The sequence below is a fragment of the Bacteroides sp. D55t1_190419_B8 genome (genome assembly GCF_015558905.1).
GTDB lineage: Bacteria > Bacteroidota > Bacteroidia > Bacteroidales > Bacteroidaceae > Bacteroides > Bacteroides vicugnae.
Genome location: NZ_JADMOU010000015.1, coordinates 32,233 through 53,566, shown reverse-complemented (window position 1 = coordinate 53,566; position 21,334 = coordinate 32,233). Strand labels below are relative to the sequence as shown.

22 protein-coding genes are annotated in these 21,334 nt (G+C 42.0%); 8 read left to right on the top strand and 14 right to left on the bottom strand.

The genetic code is table 11. The features are described 5' to 3' along the window. Positions 1-105: 105 nt before the first annotated feature. From I2I13_RS14120 to I2I13_RS14100, 5 genes are all read right to left on the bottom strand, one after another. Positions 106-744 (bottom strand): MBL fold metallo-hydrolase, encoded by a 639-nt coding sequence (locus I2I13_RS14120; protein WP_004311627.1) that lies wholly within the window; start codon positions 742-744, stop codon positions 106-108. A gap of 43 nt (positions 745-787) precedes the next feature. Continuing rightward, positions 788-1,408, bottom strand: coding sequence for a 16S rRNA (guanine(527)-N(7))-methyltransferase RsmG (rsmG, locus tag I2I13_RS14115; RefSeq protein ID WP_195649740.1), 621 nt, complete (start codon positions 1,406-1,408; stop codon positions 788-790). Positions 1,409-1,520: 112 nt separating this feature from the next. Further along, a complete protein-coding gene (locus tag I2I13_RS14110; protein ID WP_074557205.1) occupies positions 1,521-2,372 on the bottom strand; it encodes a DUF3298 and DUF4163 domain-containing protein in 852 nt (283 codons plus the stop codon). Between the two features lie 143 nt (positions 2,373-2,515). Continuing rightward, entirely contained in the window at positions 2,516-2,749 is a 234-nt protein-coding gene (locus I2I13_RS14105; protein ID WP_004306297.1) for a YecH family metal-binding protein, read from the bottom strand. Positions 2,750-2,823: 74 nt separating this feature from the next. After that, positions 2,824-3,909, bottom strand: a complete 1,086-nt coding sequence (locus I2I13_RS14100) for a metallophosphoesterase (RefSeq protein ID WP_195649739.1) — start codon at positions 3,907-3,909, stop codon at positions 2,824-2,826. Between the two features lie 197 nt (positions 3,910-4,106). On the opposite strand from I2I13_RS14100, the gene I2I13_RS14095 reads away from it, so the two are divergent. From I2I13_RS14095 to I2I13_RS14080, 4 genes are all read left to right on the top strand, one after another. After that, a complete protein-coding gene (locus tag I2I13_RS14095) occupies positions 4,107-4,505 on the top strand; it encodes a hypothetical protein (RefSeq protein WP_074557273.1) in 399 nt (132 codons plus the stop codon). A 124-nt stretch (positions 4,506-4,629) separates the two neighbouring features. Then, positions 4,630-6,852 carry a TonB-dependent receptor gene (locus I2I13_RS14090; RefSeq protein ID WP_195649738.1) on the top strand — a complete coding sequence of 741 codons (2,223 nt, stop codon included), beginning with the start codon at positions 4,630-4,632 and terminating at the stop codon, positions 6,850-6,852. 73 nt (positions 6,853-6,925) lie between these two features. Then, on the top strand, positions 6,926-7,249 hold the full coding sequence (locus I2I13_RS14085; RefSeq protein WP_074557212.1) for a heavy-metal-associated domain-containing protein: 324 nt from the start codon (positions 6,926-6,928) through the stop codon (positions 7,247-7,249). Positions 7,250-7,346: 97 nt separating this feature from the next. After that, positions 7,347-9,557 carry a heavy metal translocating P-type ATPase gene (locus tag I2I13_RS14080; protein WP_148367229.1) on the top strand — a complete coding sequence of 737 codons (2,211 nt, stop codon included), beginning with the start codon at positions 7,347-7,349 and terminating at the stop codon, positions 9,555-9,557. A 139-nt stretch (positions 9,558-9,696) separates the two neighbouring features. Here I2I13_RS14080 and I2I13_RS14075 read toward each other — a convergent pair whose 3' ends face one another. Beyond that, positions 9,697-10,536 (bottom strand): helix-turn-helix domain-containing protein, encoded by an 840-nt coding sequence (locus I2I13_RS14075; protein ID WP_195649737.1) that lies wholly within the window; start codon positions 10,534-10,536, stop codon positions 9,697-9,699. A gap of 66 nt (positions 10,537-10,602) precedes the next feature. Between I2I13_RS14075 and lipB the strand changes: the two genes are divergently transcribed. Then, positions 10,603-11,286: a lipoyl(octanoyl) transferase LipB gene (gene lipB, locus I2I13_RS14070; RefSeq protein ID WP_148367227.1), complete on the top strand. Its 684-nt coding sequence runs from the start codon at positions 10,603-10,605 to the stop codon at positions 11,284-11,286. Here the strand turns inward: lipB and I2I13_RS14065 are convergent. The 7 genes from I2I13_RS14065 to I2I13_RS14035 all read right to left on the bottom strand — a co-directional run bounded on the left by I2I13_RS14065 (position 11,243) and on the right by I2I13_RS14035 (position 18,993). After that, the gene (locus I2I13_RS14065; RefSeq protein WP_148367224.1) at positions 11,243-12,160 is read right to left on the bottom strand and encodes a PorV/PorQ family protein; all 918 of its coding nucleotides are present in this window, start codon (positions 12,158-12,160) and stop codon (positions 11,243-11,245) included. The genes lipB and I2I13_RS14065 overlap by 44 nt on opposite strands. A 2-nt stretch (positions 12,161-12,162) precedes the next feature. Next, positions 12,163-13,719: an N-acetylmuramoyl-L-alanine amidase-like domain-containing protein gene (locus tag I2I13_RS14060; RefSeq protein ID WP_195649736.1), complete on the bottom strand. Its 1,557-nt coding sequence runs from the start codon at positions 13,717-13,719 to the stop codon at positions 12,163-12,165. Between the two features lie 6 nt (positions 13,720-13,725). Next, on the bottom strand, positions 13,726-15,714 hold the full coding sequence (locus tag I2I13_RS14055; RefSeq protein ID WP_004300419.1) for an OPT family oligopeptide transporter: 1,989 nt from the start codon (positions 15,712-15,714) through the stop codon (positions 13,726-13,728). A 105-nt stretch (positions 15,715-15,819) separates the two neighbouring features. Continuing rightward, positions 15,820-16,215, bottom strand: a complete 396-nt coding sequence (locus I2I13_RS14050) for a DUF1573 domain-containing protein (protein ID WP_004300420.1) — start codon at positions 16,213-16,215, stop codon at positions 15,820-15,822. Positions 16,216-16,313: 98 nt separating this feature from the next. Beyond that, a complete protein-coding gene (locus I2I13_RS14045) occupies positions 16,314-16,913 on the bottom strand; it encodes a DUF4923 family protein (RefSeq protein WP_195649735.1) in 600 nt (199 codons plus the stop codon). A gap of 15 nt (positions 16,914-16,928) precedes the next feature. Beyond that, positions 16,929-17,534, bottom strand: coding sequence for a ribosome biogenesis GTP-binding protein YihA/YsxC (gene yihA, locus I2I13_RS14040; protein WP_148367218.1), 606 nt, complete (start codon positions 17,532-17,534; stop codon positions 16,929-16,931). Between the two features lie 7 nt (positions 17,535-17,541). After that, positions 17,542-18,993, bottom strand: a complete 1,452-nt coding sequence (locus I2I13_RS14035) for a sodium:solute symporter (RefSeq protein ID WP_195649734.1) — start codon at positions 18,991-18,993, stop codon at positions 17,542-17,544. 91 nt (positions 18,994-19,084) lie between these two features. Between I2I13_RS14035 and recR the strand changes: the two genes are divergently transcribed. Genes recR through I2I13_RS14020 form a run of 3 tightly spaced genes read left to right on the top strand, consistent with a single transcriptional unit; the run spans position 19,085 to position 20,720 of the window. After that, positions 19,085-19,702, top strand: a complete 618-nt coding sequence (gene recR / locus I2I13_RS14030; protein ID WP_195649733.1) for a recombination mediator RecR — start codon at positions 19,085-19,087, stop codon at positions 19,700-19,702. 26 nt (positions 19,703-19,728) lie between these two features. Continuing rightward, positions 19,729-20,187: a hypothetical protein gene (locus tag I2I13_RS14025; protein WP_148367211.1), complete on the top strand. Its 459-nt coding sequence runs from the start codon at positions 19,729-19,731 to the stop codon at positions 20,185-20,187. Continuing rightward, positions 20,184-20,720, top strand: coding sequence for a GNAT family N-acetyltransferase (locus I2I13_RS14020; RefSeq protein ID WP_195358045.1), 537 nt, complete (start codon positions 20,184-20,186; stop codon positions 20,718-20,720). The genes I2I13_RS14025 and I2I13_RS14020 overlap by 4 nt, the downstream gene beginning before the upstream one ends. Positions 20,721-20,724: 4 nt before the next feature. On the opposite strand, the gene I2I13_RS14015 is transcribed toward I2I13_RS14020, so the two are convergent. Next, positions 20,725-21,315, bottom strand: coding sequence for a YqgE/AlgH family protein (locus I2I13_RS14015; protein ID WP_148367207.1), 591 nt, complete (start codon positions 21,313-21,315; stop codon positions 20,725-20,727). Positions 21,316-21,334 lie beyond the last annotated feature (19 nt).

Below are 21,334 nucleotides of genomic sequence, written 5' to 3'. Positions count from 1 at the left end.
ATCAAGTATTAAATTAAGTGTTAAGTATCAAGTATTAAGTATTACCGCAGTTAATGGGCGATTCACCTTGTTAATACCTAATACTTGATACTTATTCTTTTTTTATTATCTAAAAAATGGGTTTTCAGCTTTCTCCATTCCGATAGTCGTGGGAGCACCGTGCCCCGGATAAACGACTGTTTCGTTGGGGAGAACAAATAAACGGCTGCAAATATGCTCTATCAGTTCATCGAAGTTACCTCCTGTGAGATCAGCGCGGCCGATGCTGCCTTGGAACAGGACGTCGCCGGAGAACATGCAGTTGTCTTCTTTGCAATAGTACACCAAGCTGCCGGGTGAATGTCCGGGCACGTGTATCGCTTCCAGTTTGGTATGTCCGAAAGTGATGATATCTCCGTCATGCAGGTATTTGCCCAGTGGTACAGGTTCTTCCTGCAACTGAAAACCAAACATTCTGCTTTGTTTCGGTGCTTCGTCAATCCAGTACTCGTCTGCTTTGTTTGCTTCTGCCGATAATCCGAATTCTTTTAGCATGAACGGATTTCCGAAGATATGATCCAGGTGTAAATGAGTATTCAGCAGATGCTTTACATTCAGTTCATTGGTCAGAATGAACTTTTTCAGTGCCTGCTTTTCTTCTTCATAGAAACAGCCCGGATCAATTACGACTGCTTCTTTAGTGTCATCCCATAATACGTAGCAATTTACGGGAAACATATTAAATTCAAATCTTTTTATTTTCATGGTTTCTCTATGATTTATCATCTATCAGAACATATAGTCTTGTTTAAATCGGAACATATACCACTTTTTTTGTTTTAAAGAACTCTTCCTCGAAGTTGTCGCTCAAGCTATGAATGACCGTTTTATGTTTGAACGGCATTGTTTCGTGCTCCAGTTCACCGCCTTTGAGACAGATAAGTCCGTTGGGCAATGCATTCTGTTGTTTCGAAGAGATATTCTTTTTGATAATCTTAATCAAATCCGCCAAAGGCATTACGGCACGGCTGACAACAAAGTCGAACGTTTGTTTCTCCTCTTCTGCACGGGCATGGCGGAAAGTCACATTTTTCAGTCCGATGGCATTTGCCACTTCGGTTGCTACACGTACTTTCTTGCCGATGCTGTCTACGAGGTGGAATTTTACCTCGGGAAACAGGATTGCTAAAGGAATGCCGGGAAAACCTCCTCCTGTACCCAAGTCCATGATGCTGGTTTCGGGGCGGAATTGGATGACTTTGGCAATGCCTAATGAATGGAGCACGTGATGCTCATATAGATTCTCAATGTCCTTGCGGGAGATAACGTTGATTTTTGAATTCCAGTCAGTGTAGAGGGCGTATAGAGCTGCGAATTGTTTGCGCTGCTCTTCCGTCAGATCAGGAAAATATTTCAGTATGATTTCCACTTTTGAATTTTGAATTATAAGTTTTGAATGATAGATGTGGATGAATATCCTATTTTGTCACATGGAAGTGATAACAACAGGGTATTCATTGGTGTTCAGCTTTTTATGAATTTTAATTTTTCAGCTCTCCCAGAATCGGGTTACTGCCTAATAGATGTTCCATCATAGCAAATGGGATTGTTACCTTTACAGGTCCCATAGAATAAGGAGTGATATCATATACATTATAATAGAAGGTGACTCCTTCTTTGCTTAGGTAGAAATTCTCTGTCGGAGTGATGTCACCGGTTGAAGCATATCCCATGTCTTCCAATGCTTCGTGAGTGGTCACTTTGTTGTCCGCCATGAGCTGATTCCAGATCAGGTCGGTCAATGCATCTTTGTAGTCTCCGACAAAAATATCATCGAGACGGAGCGGACGCATCAGGGTGAGGTCCATATTTAAATAAGTTGCCATGTAAATACCATGTGCACCTCCGGTATATTCGTTATAGTCGATGCGGTATACAAGCAGGTCTTTATCATACAGTTGCACATGGCTCTCTATACCTTTATAATAAGAATACCAGGCACCGATGGAAGATTCGTCTTCCTTGTCTTTCTCATCCTCGGTATACATAGGCTCGAGATCGCGACGGTATTCGCTGATATAATTCTCGGTATATTGCTTTACAACTTCTTCCGGTTTTTCACCGATGTATTTATCACCGAAACAGGCCGAAATGAAATAAGTATTCAGACTGTCTTTCAGCATATCATCCGATGATTTTACCGGATAAGCAAAATTAATAATAATATTGCAGGCCGGTTTGGCTGTATCATTGAAGAGGTGCGCTGTCTTATTCACTTGAATGCTATCAAACTGTAACGCACCTGTGTTTTTGTTCATCTTGTCATGACAAGAAAACAAAAAGCCGCTTACCGAAAGTATAATTGCAAGCAGACTGACATATTGTTTTTTCATACCCGTTTTTTCTGTAAATTCAACATTTGTTTTATCATTCACTATTGACAAATATAGATGAAATTCGTGAATCGGGCTAATAAAAACAGAAAAATTTGCAGCTATTTATCCCCTAAAATTGATTGGCGGATATTATCCGCCAATCAATGCTTGCAAACTTTAGTGATATCTACTGTGAATCCATCTTCAGCAGGCATAAACTTCCCTTTCATTTTGAGAAATTCGATAAGGGTATCTACATCCATGTTTTCTGCCGAGCAAGCATAAAAACGTTGCTGTGAGCCAAACTTCTTAATGATTGCTTCCCGCAATGATGATTCCGAGTAGCTATTTCCTTCCATCATGTGGAGGACTTCATGAGCATGTAATTGTTCCATAATCTTTTTTTTCTGCAAAGATAGGGCAGAGATTACTCAGAAACTGTAACATATGTGACAAAACTGCATAATATTCATTGAAAATCGAAAATAACCATTTCACTATGCGTTCCTATTCTGAAAGGTGGTCCCCAAAGAGATAATCCGGAAGATACATACACGTGACTGTTTCCCCATTGGCGATAACCGTGGCTTTGCTCGAATATAGATTCGGTCACCCAACTAATAGGCCATATTTGTCCGTGGTGTGTATGCCCGCTGAATTGCAGGTCGATGCCGGCAGTTTCTGTTTCTTCTAAATCAAAAGGTTGATGATCCAATAAAATGATAGGTTTGCTTTTATCGACATTCACCATTAATTCTTGCAGGGAACGACGCTTTCGGTTATGGCGGTCATCACGTCCTATCAGTTGTATGCCATTAGGAAGTGTGACTACTGAATCGCGCAATAATTGTATTGGAGTGCTTTTTATATATCGGATACTTTCATCGATACCACTAATGTATTCGTGATTGCCGAGAACCATATAGATACCCATAGGAGCTTTCAAGTCGCCCAATTCTTCCGCCATATTCTCTGTATAAAGAGGTACGACGCTATTATCAATCAAGTCGCCACTAATCAGTATCAAGTCGGGATACTGTGCATTTATCATTTCCACATATTTTTTTAATGCGGCTTTCCCTGTACCATTTCCCAAGTGAACATCGCTGATTGCAACGATTTTAATTGCTTGGGGAGTATCTTCATATTGTTTATTGGTTAAAATGCTGACTACATTGGTTTCCGGATGATGATAGTTATATACCCCATATCCCAGCAGTCCCAACGTGAACACTAAAGACAGATAGAACCTATATTTGCAGACAACTTTGAATAATTTCAAGATATCAAACAAAAGTAGGAATAATGCCATGTATAAAGTAAATATCAGCCAACTTGTTCCAATGGTGTACATCGAATGGGAGATAAAGACAGGTATCTCAAGGTTACGAGCCAGCATCGTGTCGAAAAAGGATAAAGCACATATCCAGAATAAAACGGTCAGGAATATTTTTACTCCGAGAGATTTAACCTTCAGAGCTTGTTTTGCTCTGATAAATATGTAGGCATTACCTGCCAGATAAAGAGTGATAATAATCAGTAAATATGTAAGCATAGTGTTTACTTAAAAATCAGAGGAATTATTGGGGCAAAGATAGGTTTTATTGTTGAGTAAAAAGAGTTAATAGTGCTGATATGACTCTAAAATAGCCAAATAAAGGAAAGGGAATGGTGTCTGTAACGGATTGATTGAATCTTAATTACGAAAAATTATAGGAAAATCTGTTTTTATTCTTATCTTTGTCCTCTGAAATGAAAAGACTAGCCTACATAACAGCACTCATCCTCTCTCTCCTGATTATCTATTCAGGAGGCGGAGTCTCTATTGTGCGTTATTGCTGTGCCCGTTGTGAAACGGTGCAGAGCTGTTGTGATACAGGCTGTCCGAAGTGTAAAAAGGCTCATACTTGTGATTCAAAAAAAGGTTGTAAAGATAAAGGTTGTACAGCTACTATCTATAAGCTCGATTTGATGAAACATGCTACTGAACTGACAACATCTGCTTTGGTAGTCGATCTTTTGTGTGAGCATTTTTGCTATCTGTTGACTCCGACCTATGCGGATAAACCGGTAGAATATGATAGTCTGACCTCTCCGCCACCTCTCTGTTCGAGGCAGAAGTTGGCGTTATATTCCACTTATATTATTTAGCCACTATTTCTTTCTTATTTATTCCTTTGCTTTCTATTGAATATGAAAGTAAAGCAAAACTGAATGCAACTAAGTTGCATGAGAAATGAATTAATTTTGTATCTCGAAAGTAACTTTAGAAAGAATGAAATATATGATAATAGGGCTGTTCCTGTTATTTGCCGGTAATATATATGCGCAAGTACGGGGAACAGTGAAAGATAGTGCTGGGGAGGCTATTCCGGGTGCAAATGTGTTTTGGATGAATACAGGACAAGGAGTGACAACTAAGGAAGATGGTAGTTTTTCTATTGTAAAACCTTCCAAAAGCCACATGTTAATAATCAGTTTTATTGGTTTCCAGAATGATACCATTCATGTGAGCAGTAAAAATCAGCAGTTGGATATTGTGCTTCGTGATGGAGTGGAATTGAATGAGGTGAATATTGTCACTCGCAAATTAGGAACGATGAAATTACGCAGTAGCGTGATGAACGAAGATATGATAAGCAGTGCTGAACTGAGTAGAGCTGCTTGTTGTAATCTGGGTGAAAGTTTTGTGACCAATCCTTCGGTAGATGTGAGCTATTCTGATGCAGCAACAGGGGCCAAGCAGATTAAATTGTTGGGACTGTCCGGCACTTATGTGCAGATGTTGACGGAAAATATTCCGAATTATCGTGGGGCGGCTTCTCCTTATGGACTAGGGTATGTCCCGGGTCCGTGGATGCAGAGTATACAAGTTTCCAAAGGAACATCTTCAGTAAAGAATGGTTATGAAGCCATCACGGGACAGATTAACGTGGAATTTAAGAAGCCGCAGTTGCCGGAAGCCGACTGGGTATCTGCCAATCTTTTTGCAAGCACTACCAACCGGTATGAAGCCAATGCAGATGCTACATTGAAACTTTCCAAACGGTGGAGCACTTCTCTGCTGGCGCATTATGAAAATGAGACTAAGGCACATGATGGTAATGATGACGGATTTGTGGATATTCCTCAAGTAGAGCAGTATAACGTGTGGAACCGATGGGCATATATGGGCGACCATTATGTTTTTCAGGCAGGTATCAAAGCTCTTTCCGAAACACGTACCAGCGGACAAGCCAATCATGGAGGGGCAATACACTCCGGTGATTTATATAAAGTGGGGATTGATACGGAACGTTATGAATTCTTCACCAAGAATGCGTACATATTTAATAAGGAGAAGAATACGAATCTGGCTTTGATTCTTTCCGCTACTTTGCACAATCAGGATGCTACGTATGGGCGCAAACTGTATAATGTGGATCAAACCAACGTTTATGCTTCGCTGATGTTTGAAACGGAATTTAATCCGCAGAACAGTTTTTCCGCAGGATTAAGCTTCAATTATGACGCTTACGACCAGCATTATCGTTTGGAGAATAATACGGATAATCCTCTCAAAGCTTTTGAAAAGGAAGCTGTTCCCGGTGCATACGTGCAATATACGTTGAACCTGAATGATAAATGGATGGTGATGGCGGGTTTGCGTGGAGACTACAGTAACGAACATGGTTTCTTTGTGACTCCGCGTGCACATCTTAAATACAATCCGAATGATTATGTGAACTTCCGTCTTTCTGCCGGAAAAGGGTATCGTACCAATCATGTGCTGGCAGAAAACAATTATCTGCTTTCTAGTAGTCGTAGGGTAGAAATAGCTAAGAATCTGGATATGGAAGAAGCATGGAATTACGGTGCTAGTGTATCTACTTATATTCCTATATTCGGCAAGACGCTGAATGTAAATGCGGAATACTATTACACGGATTTCTTGAAACAAGTAATCGTGGATATGGATAGCAACCCTCATGAAGTGGCTTTCTATAATTTGGATGGACGTTCTTACTCGCATGTATTTCAGGTGGAAGCAAGTTATCCTTTCTTTAAAGGATTTACCTTGACAGGAGCTTACCGACTCACGGATGCAAAAACGACTTACAAGGGAGTGCGAATGGAGAAACCTCTAACCAGCAAATACAAAGGCTTGCTCACTGCTTCCTACCAGACTCCGCTGGGAATTTGGCAGTTTGATGCAACACTGCAACTGAATGGTGGAGGTAGGATGCCTACTCCTTATGAATTGGGAGATGGACAGTTGTCTTGGGAACGCCGTTATGGTAGTTTTGAGCAGTTGAGCTTACAGGTGACACGTTACTTCCGCCGCTGGTCTATCTATGTAGGAGGCGAGAACCTGACCAATTTCAAACAAAAGAATCCGATTATCGATGCGGCAAATCCTTGGGGAAGCAACTTTGATTCCACGATGATATGGGGACCGGTACACGGGGCAAAAGGATATATCGGAATACGTTTTAATTTAGCTAGGAATAGTGAGTAAAAACAGGAGAATAGTGAGTAGCGAAATGATCGCATAGAAAATAAAGAATACTAATTTTAAACTGATAGGAAAAATGAAAACAAAAAGATGGATGGCCACTTGCGTGGTGGCTCTTTTGAGTGTAGCAGCTGTATTGGCAAAAGATATTCGTGTAGTCGTATTTAAAGTGTCCCAGATGCATTGTGAGAAATGCGAAAAGAAAGTAAAAGACAATATGCGTTTTGAAAAAGGATTGAAGGATATTGCGACCGAAGTAAAAACTAAATTGGTGACTATCACGTATGATGCTGAAAAAACGAATGTAAAGAACTTGCAAGCAGGATTTAACAAGTTTAATTATGAAGCTGAATTTGTAAAAGAAACAAAGAAAGACGATCAGAAGACTGATAAGAAGTAATTGAACAAATACCTGTATTAGCTTGTTTCTATAAACAAACAATGGTTCTTCCCCGACTTCTTTCCGGGAGGAAGGGAAGACCATAAATAATAATTATATGGGTAACACAATAAAAAAGGCATTTCCTGTGCTTAATATGCATTGTGCAGGATGTGCCAATAATGTAGAAAAAACAGTGAAAAAATTGCCGGGAGTCATTGAGGCTTCCGTTAATTTTGCTACCAATACATTGACCGTTTCTTATGAGAAAGACCAGCTGACTCCCGGAGAAATCCGTGCGGCTGTGCTTGCGGCAGGTTATGATCTGATTGTGGAAGAAGCCCACAAAGAGGAACGCCGGGAAGAGGAGCAGCAGATGCGTTACACTCGTTTGAAGTGGAAAGTGATTGGGGCTTGGATTTTGGTAGTACCGTTGTTGGTATTTTCCATGATACTGATGCATGTACCATACTCTAATGAGATTCAAATGCTACTTGCTATCCCTGTCATGGTCTTTTTTGGAGGTGGTTTCTTTACCGGGGCTTGGAAACAGGCTAAACTGGGACGGAGCAATATGGATACACTGGTTGCACTTAGTACTTCCATTGCTTTTCTGTTCAGTCTGTTCAATACTTTTTTCCCCGAATTTTGGTATGCTCGCGGATTGGAACCGCACGTCTATTATGAGGCTTCTGCAGTGATTATCGCTTTCGTTCTTACCGGAAAATTGATGGAGGAGCGTGCTAAAGGCAATACCTCGACTGCTATTCGCAAGTTGATGGGAATGCAGCCTAAAGTTGCCCGGGTTCTGCGCAATGGAGTGGAAGAGGAGATTTTGATCGAGAACCTCCAGATAGGTGATATGGTTGTTGTACGTCCGGGAGAACAGATACCTGTGGACGGTCAACTCTCCGAAGGCGATTCGTATGTTGACGAAAGCATGATTAGTGGTGAACCGGTTCCGGTAGAAAAGAAGAAAGGCGATAAAGTCTTGGCAGGAACGATCAACCAGCGTGGCTCATTTATCATACACGCCACACAGGTAGGTAGTGAAACGGTGCTTGCCCGCATCATTTCCATGGTGCAGGAAGCACAGGGTAGCAAAGCTCCCGTGCAACGTATCGTCGACCGTATTACTGGAATTTTCGTACCTGTCGTATTGGGTATTGCCATCCTGACATTTGTTTTATGGGTTGCCATCGGTGGTAGTGAATATATCTCTTATGGTATTCTGTCGGCTGTTTCTGTTCTTGTCATTGCTTGTCCGTGTGCTTTGGGACTTGCTACGCCTACTGCATTGATGGTGGGAATAGGTAAAGCTGCCAGCCAGCATATTCTGATTAAAGATGCAGTAGCTTTGGAACAAATGCGTAAAGTGGATGTCGTTGTACTGGATAAAACCGGGACATTGACTGAAGGACACCCTACTGCTACCGGATGGTTATGGGCACAATCGCAGGAACCTCATTTCAAAGATGTGCTTTTAGCCGCAGAAATGAAATCGGAGCATCCGCTTGCCGGTGCTATCGTTTCTGCACTTCAGGATGAAGAGAAAATAAAACCTGCTACGTTGGATAGTTTCGAAAGTATTACGGGAAAAGGAATCAAAGTCTCTTATGAAGGACATACCTACTGGGTAGGTAGTCATAAACTCCTAAAAGATTTCAGTGCGACAGTAAATGATGTGATGGCTGAAATGCTGGTTCGCTATGAATCGGATGGCAATGGCATTATCTACTTTGGACGCGAAAACGAGTTATTGGCTATCATTGCTGTTTCTGACCCGATAAAGGCTACTTCTGCCGAAGCGGTAAAAGAACTGAAACGTCAAGGTATTGACATCTGTATGTTGACGGGTGACGGGCAGCGGACGGCATTAGCTGTTTCTTCCCGTTTAGGAATTGAACGTTTTGTTGCTGACGCTCTGCCGGACGATAAGGCCGAATTTGTGCGCGAGCTTCAAATGCAGGGAAAGAAAGTCGCTATGGTAGGAGATGGTATCAATGATTCGCAGGCTCTGGCACTGGCTGACGTGAGCATTGCCATGGGGAAAGGAACTGATATTGCTATGGACGTAGCTATGGTAACCTTGATGACATCGGATTTATTGCTGCTTCCTAAAGCTTTTCAGCTGTCAAAGCAGACGGTCAAACTGATTCATCAGAATCTTTTCTGGGCGTTTATTTATAATCTGATCGGGATTCCTATTGCTGCCGGTATCTTATTTCCATTGAATGAGTTGTTATTGAATCCGATGTTGGCAAGTGCTGCAATGGCCTTCTCCAGTGTGAGTGTAGTGCTCAATTCATTGAGCTTGGGAAGAAAATAAGTAAGCGACTGTAAAAGAAAACAAACTGTAAGTAAATAATAAACGGTGAATAAATTGCGCATGATCCGCAAAGTATTCACCGTTCGTTTTTTTGTAATTCGTTGTTTATAATTTTATCCTCTATCGCTCTTCATAAGAATTATCTGTTTCTGAATTCCAATGGCGTCATTCCTACGTACCGCCTAAAATACTTACCAAAGAATGAGGCGCTGGGGAAGTTTAAAGAATAAGCTATTTCTTGGATAGTCATATTAGTGCCTTTCAGTTTCGCTTTGGCATCCATGATTACAATATAAGCAATGGTGTCCAATACACTTTTACCTGTCACTTGTCTCACGGTTGTGCTTAGATGCTGAAGCGAGATTCCCAGTTTGTCTGCGTAGAATTGTGCACGACGTTCATTCTTATAATTCTCGGTGATGGCTTGAATCAATTCCCGGCAGATTTCCTTTTTGCGGTTTGAGCTGCTGTTCTCACCCGGAAATTTATGATATATCAGTCGTATGCTTGTCAGGATAGTCTGAAGGGATAATTCAACCAATTCGGAATCCATTTCGAAGTTCTCATTGCAACTGGCCCGTGATAATAGAGCAAAATAGTCTTTCAGATAACTGGCTACTTCTTCATTAAGAGGAACCACCGGCTGTTCTATCAGTTTGGGATATGCATTACCAATATTCTTCATCAGATTGATTCGTCCGGCACAAAAGGCGGAGAAACCGGCAAAGCAAAGGCATACTTTTTCTGTTCTCTCCCGGAACTGGATGATTGTTCCCGGTAACAATGTTATCAGGTCATTAGGACGAATTTCATAATCAAGCAGATTGATGGAGGCTTTCATCGAACCTTCGGTACAGATGGCAACAATACATGCCTGCAACCGGCACGATTGCTTATAAATATTGAGAATGTCTTCCGTAACATTCGTCCATGCTAATACTTCGGTAGGCAAGTCTACCTGTGGAAAGTCCATTTTCATAGTTGTGTTTGTTATATTAGGCCAACAAATGTACACATTTTCTTTTTATTTCTTACCTTTGTTTTCATGAAAACAGTTTTTATTGATTGGAATTTTATCCCATATGCCGAAGCATGGCAACGGCAGACAGAATGGTTTGATGATATTGTCCGGGCAAAAGTTCAGGGCGGGAGTTATGAAAATCGTGTCGTAATGTGCGAGCATCCCCATGTTTATACATTAGGGCGTAGCGGGAAAGAAAATAATATGCTGTTGAGTGGTGAACAGCTGAAAGCTATTGACGCTACTCTTTATCATATTGATCGGGGAGGGGATATTACCTATCATGGCCCCGGACAACTGGTATGCTATCCGATACTGAATCTTGAAGAATTTCAGTTAGGATTGAAAGAATACGTCCATCTGTTGGAAGAAGCGGTGATTCGTGTATGTGCTTCTTATGGTATTGAAGCCGGACGTTTAGAGAAAGCGACAGGAGTGTGGCTGGAGGGTGATACGCCCCGTGCACGTAAGATTTGTGCTATCGGAGTGAGGAGCAGTCACTTTGTCACTATGCACGGACTGGCTTTGAATGTGAATACGGATTTGCGTTATTTCAGCTATATCCACCCTTGTGGGTTTATAGATAAAGGCGTCACTTCTCTTCGTCAGGAATTAAAGCACGATGTGCCGATGGACGAAGTGAAGCAACGCCTCGAAGATGAGCTTAGAAAACTATTCCAACTCCCAGCTGCCAAGTGCGGTGCATAAAGCAATCCTTGTCAGCCAAAGCATAAGAGAAGTCTGCACGTATCGGCCAGAAGTTGATTCCGCAGCCTAAAGTGCCGTAGTTACCTATTCCTTTGTCTTTGTCTCCAAAATGGTATCCTGCACGGACAACACCATATTTCAGGAAATTATATTCGGCTCCTATACCGGCCTGTAAATGACGGATTTCAGAAGGAAGCAGGTAATTAAAGTCGAGCGCAACCTGCAAACGATTTTCTATACTGAATGGCAGGTCGATCGTACCTCCTAAGCCTAATCTGGCAGGTAATTTCTGTCCATCCAGTTTTTTGCCTAAGTTGGCAGCTTGGAAACCAATGCTCCAGGAAGCCATTTCGTCCAACAGAGCCATGCTGCGATAGTAAGTCGCACCGAAGTCCAGGCAAACACTATTCTTGGTGTCTGCACCTTCTGCGGCTTTGGCTTGCAGGTATCTGAACGTTAATGACATAGATAGATTCTTGGCTACATTTCTGAAATAGGCAGCTTCCAGATCCCATATATGCGGACGGTAATCAAATACTTTGGGATCTTTGAAATGCCGGAAACCTATAGCAAATCCATGTATGCCTTCCCTGCCGATCCGATAGAAAAGGGAGGCACTATGTAGCGCATAGTCTTTGTTGATATTGGCGTATGAATAACTCGCCCCCATCACTTCCTGTGAGAAGGCGATGGTAGAAGCATTATGAAAGATAGCTGTACTACCGTTATCGGTGGTAGCTAATCCTGTACCTGCCATACCTGCCGATTGGGCGTCCGGAGTAAGTTCCAGAAAGTAGGCGTTTGCCATTTCTTGTGCTCCCAGCAAAGTGGGGAATAAGCACGAGACGAGAAGGAAATGTTTTACTCGTTTCATAATCAGTTATTTTTAGAGTGAGACATCCGGACAACACGTATGCCTGTCCATGATTTATTGTTGTTTAGCATGTGATTGAGAGGTTCATCGCTGACAACTACTTTTCCCAATGTGGAAGAAGCGTGTAGCAGATGTAGTTTTCCATGTCTATATGCTGCTATTCCCACATGAGCTATATCCAATCCGGACATTTTCGTTGTAATAGCAATAATATCTCCATTCATAATCCAAGGCAATCCGGCTTCCGGCAATTCGTTTTTCGGCAGCCAATGTACCACTTTTCCGGAAATAGCTTTTTCATGTTCGGCCATTTGTAGTACATTTTCCGGCGAATCAGCCATTTTTTTGTATTGCCAGGGGTGAGCGGACATATATGAAAGAGCTAATTTATTTGTATGTAGACTGTTCTTGGCAGTAATATCTGTGAGGAATCCGTGGCGAACGCCGTTTTCAATCCATTCAGAAGTGTAATGCAACCGGGAAGGATATCCGTTGATGATGCCATCCCGATAGCGTATTTTCTGCAGATTGTCAGCAAAGGAAGAGCCGAGTGCCTGTGCAAGTGTATATTCTACAAAAGTGAGGCAATCTACCGCATCAGTCCGAATCACTAGCGTTTCTTTTTCGTCTTGGTCTAATGTGTTGGCCACATATTTGGTTCCCAGGTAAGATTTCCCGATCCGTAACATAGGTTCCGAATCTTCCGGGAATACAACACCGTCGCGCAACCATTTCTCTAATTCTTGTGTCCATTGTTGCTTATATTTAAAACTGTCCTGAAATCCCCAGCCATGTCCTCCGGTAGGATAGACGTGGAGAGTGGCCGGAACTTTATTTTTTTGTAAAGCAAGGTAATAGTTTACTCCATGGTAAGGCGGTACGGAAGGATCGTCGGAGGTAAGAGCTATAAATGCTTGAGGAGTATCGGGAGTTACTTGCAGTTCGGCCGAGAATTTCTGTATCTGTTCCATCGTGGGATTCTTTCCGAGCAATGCCTCTCTTGTATTTCCCCGGGTGACTTGCATCATCGTGACCACCGGATAAAGTAATATCTGAAAATCCGGACGTGTTTCCGAATTATAATGAGTGGCGATTGTAGAAGCTAAATGTCCCCCTGCAGAGGCTCCCATTATTCCTACCTTATGAGGATTGACATTCCATTCCTTGGCATGTTGCCGTACCATGCGAATTGCTTGTTCAGCATCTGATATGGGGACTTCGCTATGTCCGTTCGGCATCCGGTATTTTAATACAATATAGGTGATACCTTGTCCGCAAAACCAAGGGGCCATATCATACCCTTCTCCATCCATACCGAGTCCACGATAACCGCCTCCGGGACACATGATAATGGCCATCCCATTTGGTTTTTCCGGATGGTAGACTGTCATAGTGGGGTATGTGACATTTGTGACAAAATGAGGACGTACTTCCTGCTCTTCTCCGGTTAACCCACTGGAGTTGGGAGCACCGTCGGGCCACAAAGGTAGCTCGACGGGCTGTTGTGCAAATGTTATTGCAGTTATAAGCGATACTATGATGGATAAGAGTCTCCTCATAATTAATTATTTAACTTTCATTGAAGCCTTTATAAAGTAAAGAATCAATAATGCATATGCTCCTAATGCCAACACTTCAGACCAAGTATTGTTCAACCATGCTTCATTGACCAGATTGATTCCGCCAAAGCGCATTGCAGCACTGATTACTCCCATCAATGCACCTCCGGCAATGAAACCGGATGCCAACAAGGTTCCTTTTTCCCCTCTTTCCGTATTCAGGCTTGCATCTTTGCTACGGGTGGTCACAAACCAATTAACAGCTCCACCCACTACCAACGGTACGTTCAGTTCCAATGGAATAAACATACCCAGTGCGAAAGCTAATGCAGGAATTTTACAAAGAGTCAGAATAATCGCTAAGACAGCACCGATGCCGTATAACAACCAGGGTGCGCCTACACCACTCATCAACGGTTCGATAACGGCTGCCATTGCATTGGCTTGTGGAGCAGCCAGTGCACCACTTGTAAATCCGTATGTCTTATTCAAGATAATCATTACACCACCCACTGTTGCAGCTGATACGATCGTTCCCAGAAACTTCCATGTTTCCTGTTTGGCGGGTGTACTTCCGAGCCAGTACCCAATCTTCAAGTCGGTGATGAAACCTCCTGCCATTGACAGTGCAGTACATACCACACCACCCATCACCAATGCGGCAACCATACCCGAAGGACCTTTCAGACCGACAGCTACCATTACTACGGAGGCCAAAATCAGTGTCATCAACGTCATTCCCGAAACCGGGTTAGTACCTACAATGGCAATGGCATTAGCGGCTACTGTAGTAAACAGGAAAGAGATGCCTGCAACTAAAACGATAGCTACCAACGTATGCAACAGATTCCCTTGCATAACGTCGAGGTAGAAGAATAATACGATTAGTATCAATGTGATGATCGAACCGATAGCGATAATCTTCATTGAAAGATCTCGCTGCGTGCGGATAATGCTTTTCTCTACATTTCCTTTACCACCCATCTCTTTAGCAGCTAGTCCGACAGCACTTTTGATGATACTCCAGGAACGGATAATACCAATCACACCTGCCATAGCGATACCACCGATACCGATGCTCTTGGCATAATATTTGAATATCTCTTCCGGACTCATCATTCCTACGGTAGATGTAATTTCCGGGTTCCAGGCATTCAATACACTGTCTCCCCAGATAGCAGACATTCCCGGAATGATAATCCACCATACAGCCAATGAACCGGCACAAATGATGGAAGCATATTTCAGTCCGACGATATATCCCAAACCGAGTACAGCAGCACCGGTATTTACTTTGAATACTAACTTCGCTTTTTCTGCGAGCATTTCTCCGGCACTGCAAACACGGGTGGTAAAGTTCTCGTTCCACCATCCGAAGGTAGCTACGATGAAGTCATATAGTCCACCGATCATACCTGCCATCAACAATGGTTTAGCCTGACTGCCCCCTTTTTCTCCGGAGATCAGCACTTGTGTAGTGGCTGTTGCTTCCGGAAAAGGATATTTTCCATGCATATCACTAACAAAGTATTTTCGGAAAGGAATCAGGAACAAGATACCCAATACGCCACCCAGTAAGGAGCTGATGAATACCTGCATGAAAGTAACCGTCATTTCTGGATATTTGGCTTGAAGAATATAAAGAGCGGGGAGGGTAAAGATCGCTCCGGCAACAATGACACCGGAGCAAGCTCCGATAGACTGGATAATTACATTTTCTCCCAGCGCATTTTTTCTTTTTGCGGCTCCGGAAACTCCTACGGCAATGATGGCAATCGGAATAGCGGCTTCAAATACTTGTCCGACCTTCAACCCCAGATAGGCAGCGGCGGCTGAAAAAAGGATTGCCATGGCAATGCCCCATGCAACTGACCAGATATTAACTTCCGGATAATTTTTTGAGGGACCCATCAATGGGTTGTACACTTCCCCGGGTTTCAACTCTCTGAACGCATTCTCGGGTAACCCGGTGAATTTGTCTTCTTCTTGTTTCATAGTTTTTATAATTTGCTAATGTGTCAATTTACATTTCCGTCCTCAAAGTAAACAAAAAAAAAGGAGAACCGAAAGATTCTCCTTTATGTAATAGTCTATTTTTTCCTACTTTGCATCTTTTGCTGTCATATCGCCCTCGATATACAATCTTACCATCTCTGTTTTGGCATTGGTACGCAAGGTGATTGATTTTTTGAAATGTCCCGGATATTTGCCTGTTCCGTTATAAGTCACCTTGATTGTTCCCTTTTTGCCCGGCATGATGGGCTCTTTTGTATATTCAGGTACTGTACATCCGCATGAGGCTACAGCTTGATGGATTACCAAAGGAGCATCACCGATATTAGTAAAGGTAAATGTGCAACTGACAACCGGACTGTTTTCAGAAAACTTACCGAAATCGTGAGTTGTTTTGTCAAACTTGATATCTGCATTTGTTTGCGCAAATGCAAAGCTTACACCCATTACTAACAGGGTCATTAAAAAAAGTATCTTTTTCATTTTTCCTTCTCTTTTTGATTACGAATGCCAAAGATAATGCTTTTTCCCCTAAAATATACTTTATAGAGTGCGAAATAGTATTAAACGGTTCTCTTTTGCTATTTTGAGAGTTGGAATCCCAGCATCATTCCGTCGTAATTTTCAGCGAGTGAACTAACTGTTTTCAGTGCGGTACTGTTGCTTTTGCTGCCGATGAAAGCCATCAGCTTCAGTAGCTTGTCCGAGTTGAACAGTAATTCCAGTGAACTGGAGCTGCAATTCACTTTTGCATGCAGATTCAGCAGTTTCAGATATTTCAGGTCTACTTGTTTGGTTGAAGCATTGTAAGAATAAGTTCCTTTCAATGTTTTCTTACCCACTGTGCTGGTGAAAGTGCTGTCGGCATTGAAGGTGAAGCTCATCTGACCGTCTTTAATACCTATTTTGCTTAATTGCTCATTCAGTTTGCTTTCAGCCATAGTAGCTGCGGCTGCTCCTCCTGCTTTCATCAGCAAGTTGTCCGATTCGAATTCTACAGCCGAACCTTTGTAGTTCCATGTTCCGGTCATATCGATAGACTCGGTATTTCCAGTTATGGCATTCACTACCTTTGAGATGTTGTCCTTATTCAATAAGTCTGACCATGATTGTGCTTGGCTGTTAGTCGCCATTAGCATAAATACTGCCATTAAGGCAATCGATAAAAAACTCTTTTTCATTTTCATTCTTTTTTTTCATTTAGTGTTGAGATTCTTGTTTATGTTTTCGATGTAGTTGAGTATGTCTGTACGCCCCAAACGGTCTTCCGAGGAAGAAATGAAGTGAGGAGGGAGTTCTTCCCATTGCTTACTCAACTCACGTAAGTAGGCATTGATATTCATTTTTAAGCGTCCACCTTTGAGTTTGTCGGCTTTGGTGAAGATGATGGAGAAAGGGATACCGTTCTCGCCCAGCCATTCCATAAATTCCAGGTCTATTTTTTGAGGTTCCAGCCGACTGTCTATCAGGACGAAAAGATTGGTCATTTGCTCCCGTTCCAGGATATAATCTTCGATTATGGTACGTATCTGGTCTTTTCCTTTTTGTCCGCGTCGGGCATAGCCATATCCAGGAAGGTCAACGAGGTACCAGTTCTTATTGATAAAGAAGTGGTTGATTAACATTGTTTTTCCCGGAGTGGCGGAAGTCATAGCCAGTCCTTTACGGTTAGTCAGCATATTGATAAGACTTGATTTTCCCACATTTGAACGGCCTATAAAGGCATATTCCGGGAAAATTCCGGCCGGGCATTTCTTCACGTCCGTATTGCTAATCACAAATTCAGCACTTGTTATTTCCATCTTCTTGTCATTTATTTCTTTGTAGCTCCTTTTTAGACATAAACATTAAGCCCGCAAAGGTAAGCGTTCCATTTAACATTAGCAATTCATAACCAAATTTATATCCGGTTTCTTTTCCAATCCACCAGTCGGCAAGATAACAGAGTAGTGGTGAAAGGATGGCTATCAGAGGGACCCATCGGTCATTTGTTTGTCTTCGGGTAAAGAGTCCGAAGGCAAACATTCCGAGTAGGGGACCGTACGTGTAGGAGGCGATGATATATATAGCGTCAATTACACTTTTGTTATTGAGCATTTCTACCAGGCAAATGAAGAATGCCAATAAGATTGATAGCAGTAAATGTACCTTATCCCTTTTGCGACGTGCCACTTCTTCTGTGTCTTTTTCCGTATTCAGCAGGTCTACACATACGCTGGTTGTCATTGCTGTCAGAGCGGAGTCCGAGTTACTGAAAGCTGCTGCGATAATACCGATTGTGAAGAGTATTAATACGGGTTGACCCAGATAACCTTGTGCTGCAAACATGGGTAGTATATCATCATTCATTGCCGGTAGCTCGAGCTGCATTTGTCCTGCTAGTGCTATCAATAGAATTCCCAGACATAGAAAAAGGAAATTTAGTGGGATGAATGAGAAGCCGTAGCAATACATGTTTTTTTGTGCTTCCCGAAGGTTCCGGCATGAAAGATTTTTTTGCATCATATCCTGATCCAGTCCGGTCATCACGATAACGATGAAGATACCGCTGAAAAACTGTTTGAAGAAGTTTTGCCGCGATACCCAGTCGTCAAATACAAAAATACGGCTATGTTCACTACTTTGGATTGTTTGGACAATACTGTTAAAGTCAAGGTCTAATCTTTGGATCGTAAAATAGATGATAAAGATCAGGGCGGCAATCAGGCAACATGTTTGTAAGGTATCTGTCCACACGATGGTCTTTATTCCGCTTTTATGAGTATATATCCAAACCAGTGTAACAGAGCCGACAGCAATCAGCCAAAAAGGGACATGCATTTCTTGAAATACATAAGTATGTAGAATGAGGCAGACCAGATAAAGTTTGGCTGCGGTTCCCAGCATGCGCGATAATAGAAAGAAAAAAGAGCTTGTGCGATAAGCACGCAATCCGATACGGTTGCCGATATACCCGTAGATGCTTGTCAGATTTAGTTTATAATATAAAGGGAGTAAGACGTGAGCCACAACCATGTACCCGAAAAAAAATCCGAGTACCGTTTGCATGTAAGTCATATCCATTCCGCGCACCATTCCCGGTACAGAGACAAAAGTGACTCCGGAGATAGAGGCGCCAATCATTCCGAAAGAGACTATATACCAAGGTGACTGGTTCTCTCCCTTGAAGAACGCTGCATTCGATCCGCCCCTGCGTCCGGTGATACGGGCTATTAGTAGTAATGCCGCAAAGTAGCAAATAATAGTGACAAGTATCATCATAACAGATGCAAAGGTAGTAATTTTTGTAGGTATTAAAAACAATAATCTGTATCTTTGCAAGGTTTTATCGATAGAACAGCAATTATTATCTATGAATCAACAATATCCTTCTATACTGCTTGAAAAGGCAGTCGGCGAATTTTCCAAACTTCCGGGTATCGGGCGTAAGACAGCCATGAGGCTTGTCCTGCATCTGCTCCGTCAGGATACGGCTACTGTGGAAGCTTTCGGGAATTCTATCATTACTTTGAAACGTGAGGTGAAGTATTGCAAAGTATGTCATAATATATCCGATACTGAAACTTGCCAGATTTGTGCCAATCCGCAACGGGATGCTTCCACTGTCTGTGTGGTGGAAAATATTCGTGATGTAATGGCAGTGGAAGCAACCCAGCAGTATCGCGGACTTTATCATGTCTTGGGAGGAGTTATCTCTCCAATGGATGGAGTCGGACCGAGTGATCTTCAGATTGAAAGTCTGGTGCAGCGGGTAACTGAAGGTGGAATCAAAGAGGTCATTCTGGCTTTAAGTACCACGATGGAGGGTGATACTACCAACTTCTACATCTATCGCAAGTTGGATAAGCTGGGCGTGAAACTAAGTGTAATTGCCCGTGGTATATCTGTTGGCGATGAACTTGAATATGCCGATGAAGTAACTCTGGGACGCAGCATTGTGAACCGGACACTTTTTACCGGAACAGTATAATCATTATTAATTATTTAAGAACGAACATGGAAGAACAGATAAAACGAGCTGTTAGAAATTTGAATATTAGTTATGTTTTCTTTTGGGTGCTCCCGGCTTTTTTGCTTGGAGCAGGAGAGTTTGAACTCTTTCCCGTAGGAGGTTTGGCAGATAATGCACAAGCTATCTACTATTTTGAGACAATCGGCATTTTGCTCACAGCTTTGTGTGTGCCTCTTTCTCTCAAATTGTTTAGCTTGGTGCTTAAAAAGAAGATAGATTATATGACTATCACGCTTGCTTTGAAGCGATATGTGCAATGGAATATTGTTCGTTTGGGAGTGCTTGAAGTAGCTATTGTAGTGAATCTTTTGTGTTACTATCTGACATTAAGCAGTACGGGCAATCTCTGTATGCTGATTGGTTTGACGGCATCACTTTTTTGTCTTCCCAGTGAGAAAAGATTACGTAACGAGCTTCACATAGCAAAAGACGAAAAACGATGAGACACTCTTTCTTAATGAACGAACGTATTTATCTTCGTGCAGTGGAACCGGAAGATATGGATATTATGTACGAGATGGAAAATGACCCTTCCATGTGGGACATTAGCAATTTTACGGTTCCTTATTCCCGTTATGTGCTTCGTCAATACATCGAAGGCTCACAGTGCGATGTGTTTGCCGATAAGCAATTGCGGCTGATGATTGTACGCAAATCTGACCAGTGCATACTCGGTACAATTGATATTACAGACTTTGTACCTCTTCATTCGCGGGGAGAAGTAGGGATTGCCGTCCATAAGGATTATCGGCAACAAGGTTATGCTACTGACGCATTGAAATTACTTTGTGAATACGCTTTTGATTTTCTGTCTTTAAGTCAGCTCTATGCACATGTCATGACGGATAATGAAGTATGTGTAAAACTGTTCACCTCTTGTGGTTTCGTTCAATGCGGAATCTTAAAAAACTGGTTGCAGGTGGAGGGCTGTTACAAAGACGCATTGCTTCTCCAATGTTTGAATCCTAAGAAATGAGATACTAATTGAGAGTGGGCACTTGTGGGAAACGTGACCACGTTTCATACTTGCTGCCCAATTTCTCTAAAGCTTTCCGCCACATATCTTTAATATTGTTTTTCATCAGATATGATTTTTCTTCCTCGGACACCAGCCAAGTGTTTTCTCTGATTTCGTTACTCAATTGTTCGCTATCCCAGCCGGAATATCCCAAGAAGAAACGAATGCATTCACTGATTTTATTCCCTTGTAATATATATTTCTTTATTTCATCAAAATCTCCATTCAGATAAAGCCCTTTACTGATAGAAATGGATCCTGGTATATCAGATAATGTGTGGAGATAAAATAAGGTGTCAGTGGCAATAGGTCCACCTTTGTATAGAGGAATCTCATCCAAATATTTAAATTCCATGATGATATCATTAAGGAATAATGGCAGTTGTTTGTTGATCACCAATCCCATACTTCCTTCATCCGTATGATCGACCAGTAAAATTACGGATCTGCCAAACGTTGCGTCACGCAGAAAAGGTTCTGATATTAAAATCTTTCCTCTCGATGGCAACACATTATTCGATTGAATCTTAAATATGTCAGAGTCGATATTCATGCCACTAATGTAAGAAAAA